Source organism: Caulobacter sp. GW822-FHT07D08 (assembly GCF_058798735.1).
On sequence record NZ_JBXAKU010000007.1, the window covers coordinates 44,698 to 57,464 of the forward strand.

The window sequence follows — 12,767 nt, forward strand, 5'->3', positions numbered from 1 at the left end:
TGGCTCGCCCATGATCGATCAAACGCACCGTTCAACGGACACCGAACAGGAGGCGGCCGACTGGTACGCTCGCCTGAACTCCACGGTGATCGAGAGTTCGGACGTGACGGCCTTTGAGGCGTGGCGCAAGATTCCGGACAATCGTCAGGCCTATGATCGCTTGTCGGCCGCGGCTTCAAGGTTGCGCGCGCTGCGCGGCGATCCGGCGCTGGAGGACCTCGCCGACGACGCCTTGGCGCGGGCCGCCAAGAGCAGAACCGGTCGACGCATGGTCAGCAAATCCGCTGGGGTTGGCGCAGGCCTCCTGCTCGCCGCTGGCTTGGTGGTCGGCGCCGTGAGCCTGAACAACGCCATGGGACGGCGGTATGAGTCCGCTGTCGGCGAGCGGAAGACCGTGCAGCTGAGCGACGGTTCGGCCGTCCTTCTGAACACCAACAGCCGCATCGCCGTTCGTCTGACAAAGGATCGACGGCTGGTGAAGCTAGTGCGGGGACAGGCGATGTTCGACGTCGCGCACGACAAAACCCGCCCCTTTGTGGTCACAGCGGGGAGCACGTCGATCACAGCGATCGGCACCCGCTTCGACGTCTATCGCCAATCGGACGCCGTCCAGGTCACGCTGGCTGAAGGCAAGGTCGCGGTGCGAGATCAGGGGCGCGAGACCAAGGCGTGGACGCTCAGCCCAGGCCAGAAGATCGTCGTCGGGCCCGCAGCCGCAAAGCCCTCGCGAACCGATGTTGCGGCCGACACGAGCTGGACCGCCGGACAGATTGTGTTCCACAACGCCCCGCTCGACGCTGCGGTCGCGGAGGTCAATCGCTACAGCGCCCGCAAGGTCGTGCTGGCCGAGGGCGCGCCCCACAATCTGGAAATCAACGGCACGTTCCCGACCGGGGACGTCGATGGTTTCGCGATGGCGGCGAGCAACATCCTGGACCTGGAAACCCATACCGCCAGCGGCGGCAAGACCATCGAATTGCGCCCGCGCGGCGCGCCGTCGCCATGACGTCACATTTTTTTCACAGGGCGGTAGGGTAAACCGCCCTCCCCGGTGTCTCCCCCATATCGCCGGTATCGAGCGCCCGTCACGGTGACGCGGCCCGGCCAGCGAGCCGGGGGTGTTTGAATGTCGTTGTCGTATCGCCGCGTCCTATTGGCCTGGGTCTCACCGATCGCCTGCATTGCCGCTGCGCCCAGCGTCGGCATGACGGCCGAGGCCGCCGTTCAAGTCGAAATACCTGCAGGTCCGCTCGACGTCGCGCTGCTGACACTCGGTCGCCAGGCCAAGCTGAAGATCATGTTCACCAGCGATCTGGTCGCGGGCCGCAAGACGGCAGGGGTCAGCGGCCGAATGACGCCTTCGCAGGCGCTCTCCCAGTTGCTGGCGGGCGCCAAGATCGACGTGCGCCAGGCCGGCCCCGGCGTGCTGGTGCTCTATCCCCACGGTCAGAGCGTCATGCGCCCGGTCGCCAATGCGAAGGGGGCGTTGGTCGGTTCAAGCGGCGAGGCTTCGACACTGGCCGGGGACCCGCTGACCGCGACCACCCTGGCTCAGACCCTGCCGTCGCTGGCCCCTGCGTCCACGTCCGGGGAACCCTTCACGGTCTCGGAAATCGTGGTCGGAAGCCACATTCGCGGCGCCCGTAGTGGAGCCTCACCGGTTTTGGTGCTCGGCCGCGAGGACCTCGATCGCGGCGGCTACGCCACGGTCGCTGACGCGCTGACGGATCTGCCCCAGGCATTCGGCGGCACGACGAGCGACGACACCATCATGACAGGCGCCGACACCACCGGCACCAATCAGGCGCGGGCCACGGCGGTCAATCTGCGCGGTCTCGGCGCGGACGCCACCCTGGTCCTGGTCAACGGCCGCCGGTTGGCCGGCGCTGGCCTGCTCGGAGACTTCTCCGACCTGTCGTCCATTCCTCTGGCCGCCGTCGCGCGCGTCGAAGTGCTGCTCGACGGCGCCTCGGCGCTCTACGGGTCGGACGCTGTCGGCGGCGTGGTCAATGTCGTGCTGCGCGACCGCTACGACGGCACCGAGACGCGGGCGCGGATCGGCGGGTCTACCCACGGCGACATGGGCCAACGGCAGCTGGCGCAGACCTTCGGCAAATCCTGGAACACGGGTTCGCTGCTGCTCACAGCCGAATACCAGAGCCGGGATCGATCGCAATCGTCCGACCGTGACTACACGGCCAATGCCGATCTGCGCCCCCTGGGCGGCAGCGACCGCCGACTATACTATTCGATGCCAGCGACGATCCTGGGCATCGATCCCGTCACCTTCTCGCTCGTGCCGATGTGGGCCGTACCGGCCGGCCAGGACGGGACGCGCCTGAAGCCCTCCGACTTCATCGCCGGCGCTCAGAACCTGATCAACTGGCGCGCGGCGGTCGACAACCTGCCCAAACAAGAGCGCGGCGGGTTCTACGCGGCGGTGACCCAGGATGTCGGCTCGAGGATCACGCTCAACGCGGACGCCCGGTACAGCGATCGCCGCTACACGGCCTATTCGGTGGCGCCCTTGACCGTGATGGTCGTCGACGCTCGAAACCCCTACTTCGTCTCGCCCAATGGCGCGTCCAGCAACTATCTGGGCTATTCGTTCCAGAACGAGACCGGCGGCTTGAAAAACACTGGCGAGGTGCAAAGCCGCGCGCTGTCGATCGGGGGCAAGGTCCGTCTTCCCGCAGATTGGCGGCTGGATCTCTACGCCGGCCACGGCGAGGAGATCGCCACCAGTCTCTCGACCCACGGCCTGAACTCGGCCTTCCTCAATGAGGCCCTGGGCGCGACGCCCGACAACCCGCTGACCGCCTACAACGCTGCCCGTGACGGCTACTTCAATCCCTACATCGGCCTGGGCCGCAACAATCAGACGGTGCTGGATTTCGTGATGTCCGGCTATGACACGCGGCGCACGGTCGGGCGGCTCGACACGGTCAGCGCCACCGCCGACGGCCCGTTGTTCACGCTTCCGGCCGGGGCCGTGCGCCTGGCCCTCGGCGCCCAGTGGCGAGAGGAAGGCCTAAAGACCATCGGCGTTTCGGGAAGCGTGGCGGCGACGCCGCGCCCGGCTTTCTCGCGCTTCGCCGAGCGCCGGGTGTCCTCCCTGTTCGCCGAACTGCGCGCGCCGCTGTTTGGCCCGGACTTCCGCCGTCCGGGGCTGGAGCGTCTGGAGCTTTCAGCCGCAGTGCGTCGCGAGACCTATACCGGCGGCCTTTCCAGCACGGTGCCGAAGATTGGCGTGGTCTGGGGCCCAACCGCCGACATCAACCTCAAGGCCACCTATGGCGAATCCTTCCGGGCGCCGTCGCTCAGCCAGCAATCGGATCCCGAGACCGCCTCCCCGACCAATGTCAGCTTCGGATCGGGCACGGCGTTGACCCTGATCCGCTACGGCGGCAACCGCGACCTCAAGCCCGAGCAAGCCAAGTCGTGGACAGCCGGGATCGAGTGGGCGCCGGCGGACCGTCCCGGAACGCGCCTCTCGGCCACCCTGTTCGACACCCGGTTCACCAACCGGATCGCACGGCCCGCCAACGACAACATCTCGACCGTGTTGACCGCCCCGGACCTGGCGCCGTTTCGGACCTTCGTGAACCCTGGAACCAACGCCGCCGATCTGGCGCTGATCCAGGACCTGCTCAAGAACGCGACCTCGGCTGCGGCCGGCCTGTATCCGGCAACCAGCTACCGGGCGATCGCCGACGCGCGCTACGTCAATGCCGGCGCGTTTCATGTGCGGGGCCTGGACCTGACCGGGACCTACGGCCTGACGGTCAAGGGCGACCCGGTGGTGATCGGCGGCAATCTCTCCTGGCTGATGTCCTATGCCCGCAAGATCACGGCCGCCGCGCAGTCGGTGGAGCTGGCCGGGATGGCGACCTTCCCGGCCGACCTTCGGGCGCGTTTCTACACGAGCTGGACGCACGGCGCGTTCACGACCACTGCCTCGTTGAACCATATCGGCGACCTTCGGGACGTAGACGCCAAACGGATCGCAAGCCAGACCACCTTCGACCTGCAGGTCCAGTGGACGTCGCCGGCCAAGGACGGGGCATTTCGCAATCTGAGCCTGGCGCTGACGGCGCAGAATGCCTTCGACAAGGATCCGCCGTTCTATGACTCGCGGCTCGGCGTCGGCTACGACCCGGCCAACTACGATCCGACCGGACGCCTCGTCGCGCTCCAGCTGACCAAGGCCTGGTAGGCCAAAACCCTCTCTCTTTCGCCATCGGAGACTGCGATGCGACACTTCGCATGGCTGGCGCTCGCCTGTGGTCTGGCCACATCGAGCCCGGCTGACGGGCAAGCGTTCTCGGTCGAGGACCTACTCTCGCTGGAAGAACTGGGCCGCACGGCGTTCTCGCCGGACGGCCGCTGGCTGGTGTTCGAGATCCAGGGCCCTTGGAAGAGCGCGCCGCGCTTCGATCAGGACTTCCTGATCGGCGCGGCGGCCAGCCGCCTGATGCTGCTCGACCTCACCGATCGCGGACCGGCCCGGGCGTTGCTGCGGGGCCTTGCCGGCGACGGCGAGACCTTCGGCGCCTTCTCGCCGGACGGCGCGCGCCTGATCGTGTTTCGCCAACGCGGCCATGCGCGGGAACTGGGTGTCGTCACCCTGGCGAGCGGCGCTGTCGCGTGGTCGGGACGCCTTGTCGAGCCGGAGCTGTGGTTTGCCCAAGCGCGTTGGCGCGACAATCGAGAGGTGGTGGCCATTTCACGTCCTCTCGAGGCCCAGGCCCGCCTGGCGGGTCTGGGCTGGCTCGCGGGCGAGCGCCTGCAGCAGGCCTGGGCAGCCGGCGCTCGCGGCGAGATCTCAGTGACGGCGCTGGGCAGCGGCCGCTTCTCCGGCGTCAACGCGCCGGCCAGCACCGCCAGCCTGGTCGCGATCGATGGCGTGTCCGGCGCGGTCCGGGACCTGACCCAGGGCGCGTTCAGCGACCTGATGGTCGCTCCGGGCGGTCGAACCGCAGCCCTGATCGAAGACGGCGAGCGAACGCAGCCTTCGACGAGCAGCACCATGCGCGTGGGCTATCCGCCGCGTCGCCTGCGGCTGGTGATGGTCGACCTCGTGAGCGGGAAGCGGACGATCCCTTGCCCGCGCTGCGATCTCATTCGCGGAACCTGGACCTGGTCGCCGAAGGGAGACGCGGTGGCGGTCGCCGCCCGTCCCGATGGCGATGGCTGGTCCGGTTACGGCTACTGGCGCCTTGCGGCCAACGGAACGGCGAAACCCCTCGCGCCGGACCTGACGCTCGGCGACACCGGTGGCCGGGATCCCAGGCCCATGCCGGGCCTTGCCTGGCTTGGTCGGGATCCGTTCGTCCTGGCGCGGGGTGGCGGAACCCCGCGCCAGGATTGGTGGCGTCTTGACGGCCGCCGCGCGGTCAAGCTCACGGGGACGATCGCCGAGCCCCAGGGGCCAGCGGTCATGATCACGGCCCGCGGCTTCGTCATTCGCAGCGCCGAGGGCCTCCAGCGCATCGGTGCTGACGGACGCCTGGCCCGCTTCGCGCCTTCTACGGCGAGCCTGGACGCGCCGGCCGACCTCCTGCCCGGCGAACCCAGGGCGACGAGAATGCTGTCGCAGGACGGCGAGCGCCGCTTGCTGGGGTCGAACGGGGAGCGCTCCGCGCCTCTCGATCTCCCGGCGAAGGCGCAGATCCTGGCCGCGTCGCAAGCCTGGGGGGGCGTCGCCGTCACAACGACCGATCCGCATGGTGTCGGCTCGTTGCAGGTGATCCGGCCCGGAGCGCCCGCGCGCGCGGTCGCCACCATAAATTCCGCCCTGGCCGACAAGGCTTTCGCCACACCGGAGGCGATCCGCCACAGAGGCCTGGTCGAGGCGGAGTTGACGAGCTGGCTCTATCTTCCGCCCGTCTTGCCCACCGCCGGTCTCAAGGGGCTCATCGTCGTTCCTTATCCCGGCGCGCGCTACGCGCGTCCGCCCGTCGCGGCCGAGCCCGGCAGTCGATCGTTCGACACCAACGTCCAGCTGATGGTAGCGGCGGGCTATGCGGTGATCGTGCCCAGCCTTCCCATGGCCCGTGATCGTGAGCCGATGCCAGGGCTCGCCGAGGCGATGCTGCTGGCCGTCGACGCGGCGATCGCCACCCATCCCGTCCTGAAAGACAAGCCCCTGGCGGTGTGGGGTCAGAGCTATGGCGGCTACGGCGCCTTGGCGGCGGGTGTCCAGTCCAGCCGCTTCTCGGCGATCGTCGCCTCCGCGCCGATCACGAATCTCCTGTCATACTACGGCGCCATCCATCCCGAGGCCCTGGCGTCTCCTGCCCTGATCACCATGCCCTCCGAGCTGGGGTGGGCTGAAAACGGCCAGGGCGCCATGGGCGGCCCGCCATGGTCGGCGCCCGACAAGTACCTGCGCAACAGCCCCGGTCTGCAGTCCGACAAGATCGGCGCGCCGGTGCTCCTGATCTATGGCGATCTCGATATGGATCTTGGCCAAGTGACCACGCTGTTCTCCTCGCTTCTCCGCCAAGGCAAGGACGCGCAGCTGCTGCTCTATCGCGGCGAGAGCCACGTGGTGATGAGCCCGGGTAATGTTCGCGATCTCTATGCGCGAGTGTTCGCGTTCCTGGACGCGGCCCTGCCGGGATCCGCCCTCGCGCCAGCGACGCCCGGCGGCGCGCCCACTCCAGCGACGGTCTCGCCATCCCCCTCGGCGATGCGCCCTTCCCAATGACGAACCCAGGCCTCAAGGGCTGCTGCGACCAGGATCTCCCCGTAGAAATCCTTCCACACCAGGGTCTCTGGCCGCAGCGCCGCCTCCAGGCGCGCCTTGTCGATCAGACCCTCCGCGACGAGACGCCCGTCCAGAAGCATCGGCCTAAGGGTTGGCAGGCTGGCGGCGATGCTTTTGCCGAAGAAGACGGTGATGTCGCCCTTGGACCGTCGCTCGGCCACGAGGGCCGGTAATCGATCGGAGAACGCGCGCCTTGCCAGGCGCCGGTCGCCTTCGCCGGCGCTGAGGATTGGGGCGGGAATCGAGAGACAGAGCTCGACCATCGGCTGGCCGAGCAAGGGATGAGCCAGGCGCGTGACGGCCCCGCGCCGCGTCCTGGCGACCACGTTCAAGCTGTTGACCAACCCCGCCACCTGGACCCGCTTGGCCGGCGCCAGCCCTTGCAGGTCGTCAAGCCAGGGATGGGCGACGCCGCGTGCGGCGTGGACGACGAACCGCTCTCTGCTCGCCGCCCCCTCCGTTGGCCGCCGCCCCCAGAACGCTTGACGGGCGAGACTCCAGACGGACCGGCGCGTGCGCCGCGCGACATCGCCGAGCGCGCGCAGGCGGCCGTCTTCGGTGACCGCGCCCTGCAGGATGTCCGCCGCGATCTCGGCCGCGCCGAGCTGGTAGAACACCACGTCGCCGCCGTGGCCGGTGAAAAGCACCTGCGCCTTCAATCGCTCGGCTTCGGCGAGCAAAAGGCGATCGTACTCCGGGTCCAGGGCGTTCAGGCTCGGGCGCAGGCCCGTCGCGCCAAAGGCAAAGTCGTCTGACGCCAGGGCGAAGGGCGAGCGTTGAACCGTTGTCAGCGGCACGCCGATCGCGTCGGCGACGGCGCGCGCCCAGAGGCGCTCGTCGCCTTGCGCCTGATCGCGATAGAAGTTGATCGCGCCAGTGGGACGCCGACCGGCCCGGGCGAGCGCGGTGGCGACGATCGCCGAGTCCAGTCCGCCGGAGATTTCACAGAGCATCGTCTCGGCATCGCTGGCCTCAGCCGCGACGCTGACGTCCACCCAGCGCCTGAGCGCGTCAGCAGGATCGTCCGGCGGCCTGCGCTCGCGCACGATCCGGGCTGGCGACCAAAGGCGCAGGGATTCGCCCGCGCCGACACCATGCCGGCACTCTCCGGGGTCAACGCCCAGGACGCCGCTCAGCGGCGGGGCCGCGCCGGTCCGGCGAGGATCGTCCAGGAGATCGCCGACCCGGCGCCAATCGATCGCAAGCCCTAGCGGCGCGGCCAGGCCCCTGGGGGCTTCTGATCCAATCAAGGTGACGCCGTCCCGGCGCCAGATGAAGGCCTCGACCTGACCGGTAGGATCGCGCAGCACGACCGGCGGGTCGGGGCGTCGCGGGGCCAGCACCGCCACGTAGCCGCCCCAAGCGCTCTGGATGAGGCGCGAGACCGCCTCGATGGGATCCAGATCGACCAGGCCATCGAGCTGAGGTTGGCGCGCCTCCCCAGCCTCTCCCGCCGCTCGATCGAATACGCGCCCCAGCAAGACGCCACCGACGCCGTGCGCGCCGGCAAGCGGCAGGACCGGCAGCGGCGCGGCGCCCTTGACCAGCACCGCCAGGGCATAGGCCTTGACGACATGGCGCCATCCTTGCCGCGCGACCAGGTCTTCGAGCATGGCGTCGAAGGCGGCGGCGGTGGCGCCGGGCGTGCGGACCAGAACGATATAGCCCATGGCTCAGACCACCAGGATCGGGTGGTAGGCGGACAGGCGCTCGGCCTCGTCGTCCAAGACCGCGTCCTCGACCTGTAGCCAGCAATGAGCGTCGAAAGGCCAGACGCTGACGCCAAAGACCCAGGCTGCGTCGTGCCCGAGCGCGCGAAGATAGGCGCGCAGCATGTGGCTGCGAAAAAGGCAGGCGCCGTCGATCGGGAGCCACGGCGTCAGGCGTCGGTAGGCCGCCAGATCGTCGAGGAAGTCAGGCGAGAGCGCCTGGGCCTGGGCGGGCGGTCCGGCAATGAGCTGCGCGAACGGCCGGTACCGGCCGGCGCGCGCGACGAGGACCGCGTGCGCCAGGGCGCGCCATCGCCGCACGGTCGCACGCGCGTCGATCGTCTCGAGGTGCTCCAGGATCCGACGCGCCGTGCGCGCCACCGGCGCGACACAGGCCGGCTCTGTCGTCGGGAGCGTCCCGCGCTCGGCCAATCGCGCCTCAACCAGCGCTCGCGCCAGCGGTTCGGGCGCGCCGTGCACCTGGCCGTCCGGGTCGATAACCACGCCCCTGATCGCGGGCAGGCAGAAATAGGCGTCGGCTTCGGCGTCGAGCAACACCAGGTCGTCCTCGACGCTGACTCCGCGCACGTGTCGGGCCAGGCACAGCGACATGCTGCCTCCAGAGACTTTGGGAAAGACAGGGAGCCGGCGCCGCGCGGCGCCGGCGCGCCCGCTAGACAGGGTCGTAGTAGAGCGGCAGGCCTTCTTCCATGTGCATAGTGCCGCCGCCGGCTCGGGTCAGGGCCATGGCGCTGCCGAGGCGGATCAGTCGAGGCATGGAGGTCATTGGACCGTCTCCATGAGCGTATGCCGCGCAAAAGCGCGATGAGACGGCGCGCCGTCGGATTGTGACCGGCAGGCGCGCCGCACGGAAGACGGCGTCCGCGAGCGGGCGCCGTCCGCGCCGGGTTCAGAGCGGGTCGTACCGGATGAACTCGACGGACTCGGCCTTCAGGGTGCCGCCGCTGGCCTGGGTCAGCTGCTTGGCCGAGCCGAGGCGGATCAGTTGCAGGGAGTCACGCATCGCAGGTCTCCTTTCGTTCAGCCGCGGGTTGCGGCTTAATCAGGAGGCGACGCGGAGGTGGTATATTCAAACTATATCCGGGCTATATCTGCAGCCGCTCGAGGGTCGCCGAAAGAACCCGCGCCGCGCCCTGGATGCGCCGGCGGTAGAAGGCCCGGGCGAGCGCGCGCAAGCGGCCGGGGTCGGGATAGGCCTGCGCCAGTTCGGCCATGACCGCCTCGGTGTCGCCGATCACCAGGGCTTCGGCCGCAATAAACACCGACAGGGGCTCACGCGTGCGCCGCAAAGCAGCCAGCAGGGTGCGGTCTCCGGCCAGGGCCACGATCACATCGAAGACCTGGTTGGGATCCTCGCCGTCGATCAGCGGCCAGGACGCGCGCCTTACCGGCCCAACGCCACGAGCCGCACCGCCCCGGGCATCGGCCGACAAAGCGGCCAGGACGTGGGCCAGGTTCAAGCGATAGAGTTCGGCCAGGCTCGTGGCGTCATGCGAGCGGCCGACATAGCCGGTCCGGGTGCGGACGATCAGACCTTCGCCGGCCAACCATGCCAGAGCTTCTCGCACCGGGGTCTGGCTGACGCCAAGCGCCTTGGCGAGCAGATTGATGGCCAGGGCCCGGCCCTGCAGCCCCTCCCCCTCCCGAAGCTTCAGCCGAATGGCTTCCAACGCCCGCTCGAACGGATCGCGATCACGGCTCACGACATCCCCACCACAAAGCGGCAAGCGTGAACGTCCCGCTTCCTGGCTGTCGAGGCGCGAAGGGCGCGATGCGCCACCAGGCGGTCAAATGTGTTCGCTCAGAGACTCAACCGGTGGGTGGAAACCAGAAGACGACGGCTCTTCCCCCAGAATCGTGCGGATTGGTTCGCATGGTTTAGAGCAAACCCGTCGCCGATCCCGCGACGGGCGCCGGAATTCGCAAAAACCTGCCCACCTGCACGCAATTGCAACCTTCGGTCATTGATCCGGCTGCGGACGAGCGCCAGATTGCAATTCTGCCTTAGGTTGACCGCGTGTGGTTGCGGAGTGAGCATGTCCCAGCAGGATATCAGCTATGCCCGGCAGTCGGAGTTGCTGTCCACAATCCTCAAGAAGATCCGGGTCATACGAAGGCTCACCCAGGTCGAAGTCGCCGAGGCGATGGGCATCGCCGAGAAGACCTACGAGAACTTCGAGGCGGGTCGAGGACGCTTGCACTTCGACCGCATCAAGCGGTTCGCGGAGGTGACACGCAGCGACGCCTTGGCGATCGTCCACGGCGTCATGTTCGAGGATCCGGAAGTGGCCTACCGGGCGATGGACAACAAGTCGTCCATGATCCTTTGGCTGGCCCACCGGGAGTTCAGCGCCGAGGCCGGAGACGCCGGCGCCCTGCTCCCGGGGACCGCCATTTTCGAGGCCTTCCGGCAGGCATTCGCCCATCTAAAGGCCTTGTTGGCGCGGCGCCGCGACGGGGCCGAGCACTGGCTCGAACGAGAGATCGGCCGGCTCTACCGCAGCGGTGACGCTTCGGAAACTTGACCCAGGCCTAGGCGGGCGGCGGTTTGTCGACCGGCGTCTCGGCCCGGCGGAACCAGACCAGCGGCAGCACCCCATCCTCGGCGGCCATGATCCGGCCGCTCACCGGCTCGGGCCAGGTCGGGTCGTCGATCTTGACGCTGAGCACCGCGCCGCTGGCGTCATTGACCCGCCAGCCTGCCCCGCACTCGCGCTGCCCCGACCAGGCGATGAAGTCCGGGGCCTTGGCCGAGAACTTCTCGGCTGGGGTCAGGGTGATGAGCGCGTCGCTGGCGAAGGTGTCCAGCTTGCCGGTGAAGCCGTCGCCGTCGCGACGGAATTGGCCGATGGTCATCATGAGGTTCTCCTTTTTGCGCTGTCGTGGTCCCCGCCTGGACGATGCCGGCGCCCGACCGGCGGCGGCTCGAGAGACCAGCTGGGGGGAGTTGAGCTGGTCGGACGAGCCGCCGCCTCGCCGCGCTCCGGGGGGAACGAGAGCGCCGCGACGCGCGGGTGCGAAACGGACGCCTGGGCGGGCGGTTGGTGGCGTCCTCGCGAGACCCGCAAGACCCTTGTGTGCCAGCGCCCAAAGGCTCTCAAGGCGCCCAGGACGCCAGTCGTAGAAAGACAGGCCATGGCGTGGAAACGGCGGCTCCGCCCCACGCCGAGCCCCGCTGAAGGCCGGCTTGAAACATCCCCGGCGCGCCGCGCCCGCCCCGCCGGATCGGCGGGGCGGGCTGACCGCCTTAGTCCTCCTTGGGGCCGGTGCTACGCGACCAGACCAGGGTGTGGACCGTCTCGATGACCACCAGGGCGGCGTTGATCGCCGCGCCGAACGAGGGGTCGTCCAGCTTGACCGACAGGTACTCGTTGTTGTCCTTGCTCGTCTTCTTCCAGGCGGCCCCGAGATTGGCGGCGCCGGCGGTGATGCGGAAATCGGGGCTCTTGTCGCTGGGCTTGTCGGCGACCGGGCGGATCTGGACCTTCTTGAGGTTGATGGCCAGGGTGTGGATCTCGCCCGTGAACGAGCCGTCAGCGTTGGCGGTGAAGGCGCCGATGGTGGACATGGTGGTCTCTCCGATCTGAACCGGGCCGCGCCGATCGCGGCCTCGATGGCGATCGCTGGACCGGGGCTTAAAGTCCGCCCCGCAGAGCGCGCCCCGCCCGTCCAAGCCGTGCTTGCGGGCGCGCTCCCGGAGCCTTGCGGAGGACCGAAGGCGTTGAAGTTTCTTGTCTCGCGAGGAATGGGGCGCCTGCGCCCCAAGGGAAGAAAGTCCAAGGCCAAGGTTGCGGGGACGGACCGGTCCCCGGTCAGATCAGGCCAGAAGAGGACGCGGTCGACGCGCCCGGCTCAGATTTTCATGGAGAGACCGCCTGTTCATCTCGGCGCCGGAACGACAACCCTGGCGGCTGGTTCAGCGGCGAGATCCACACCCTGACCATCGGCCTCGAGAGTCCAGGTCCGCCCGGTTGCCGACAAGTCCGCGACATGAGCTCGGGCTTTCGCATCACCTGCGGGAATGCCGGGTTCGGGCCGCCGGACGATGACGAGTAAGGATGACAGCGAGCACCAGTTGGTCAGCCTGGACGTCCCTTGTTCGGCGCGGCGATCAACGCCGCCCTGGCGATCGTCGAGAAGGCGACCCCCTGGTCTGGTCGCGCAGCACTGGCCCCGAGGTGGACTAAGGCGGTCAACCCGCCCCGCTGATCCGGTGGGGCGGGCGCGGCGCGCCGGTCCTTCAGCCCGTCACTCGATCCCTGCCC

The 12,767-nt window shown here is 68.7% G+C and carries 8 protein-coding genes and 1 pseudogene; 4 read left to right on the plus strand and 5 right to left on the minus strand.

Annotated elements, in window-relative coordinates; genetic code table 11:
- Positions 1-10: 10 nt before the first annotated feature.
- The 3 genes from AC1RJ9_RS14590 to AC1RJ9_RS14600 all read left to right on the plus strand — a co-directional run bounded on the left by AC1RJ9_RS14590 (position 11) and on the right by AC1RJ9_RS14600 (position 6,712).
- Entirely contained in the window at positions 11-1,006 is a 996-nt protein-coding gene (locus AC1RJ9_RS14590) for a FecR family protein (RefSeq protein ID WP_062098553.1), read from the plus strand.
- Between the two features lie 120 nt (positions 1,007-1,126).
- Entirely contained in the window at positions 1,127-4,216 is a 3,090-nt protein-coding gene (locus AC1RJ9_RS14595; RefSeq protein ID WP_062098556.1) for a TonB-dependent receptor, read from the plus strand.
- Between the two features lie 36 nt (positions 4,217-4,252).
- Entirely contained in the window at positions 4,253-6,712 is a 2,460-nt protein-coding gene (locus tag AC1RJ9_RS14600; RefSeq protein ID WP_062098558.1) for a S9 family peptidase, read from the plus strand.
- 14 nt (positions 6,713-6,726) lie between these two features.
- Here AC1RJ9_RS14600 and AC1RJ9_RS14605 read toward each other — a convergent pair.
- The 3 genes and pseudogenes from AC1RJ9_RS14605 to AC1RJ9_RS14615 form a co-directional block, all read right to left on the minus strand.
- Positions 6,727-8,442, minus strand: a pseudogene (locus tag AC1RJ9_RS14605) (asparagine synthase-related protein); the annotation flags it as partial.
- A 3-nt stretch (positions 8,443-8,445) separates the two neighbouring features.
- Complete coding sequence (locus tag AC1RJ9_RS14610; RefSeq protein WP_062098567.1) at positions 8,446-9,093, minus strand: lasso peptide biosynthesis B2 protein; 648 nt, start codon at positions 9,091-9,093, stop codon at positions 8,446-8,448.
- Positions 9,094-9,587: 494 nt separating this feature from the next.
- Positions 9,588-10,205, minus strand: coding sequence for a GntR family transcriptional regulator (locus AC1RJ9_RS14615; protein ID WP_062098569.1), 618 nt, complete (start codon positions 10,203-10,205; stop codon positions 9,588-9,590).
- A gap of 333 nt (positions 10,206-10,538) precedes the next feature.
- On the opposite strand from AC1RJ9_RS14615, the gene AC1RJ9_RS14620 reads away from it, so the two are divergent.
- Positions 10,539-11,027 (plus strand): helix-turn-helix domain-containing protein, encoded by a 489-nt coding sequence (locus AC1RJ9_RS14620; protein WP_062098571.1) that lies wholly within the window; start codon positions 10,539-10,541, stop codon positions 11,025-11,027.
- A gap of 7 nt (positions 11,028-11,034) precedes the next feature.
- On the opposite strand, the gene AC1RJ9_RS14625 is transcribed toward AC1RJ9_RS14620, so the two are convergent.
- The gene (locus tag AC1RJ9_RS14625) at positions 11,035-11,361 is read right to left on the minus strand and encodes a DUF736 domain-containing protein (RefSeq protein WP_062098573.1); all 327 of its coding nucleotides are present in this window, start codon (positions 11,359-11,361) and stop codon (positions 11,035-11,037) included.
- 388 nt (positions 11,362-11,749) lie between these two features.
- Positions 11,750-12,070: a DUF736 domain-containing protein gene (locus AC1RJ9_RS14630; protein WP_062098575.1), complete on the minus strand. Its 321-nt coding sequence runs from the start codon at positions 12,068-12,070 to the stop codon at positions 11,750-11,752.
- Positions 12,071-12,767: the final 697 nt, after the last annotated feature.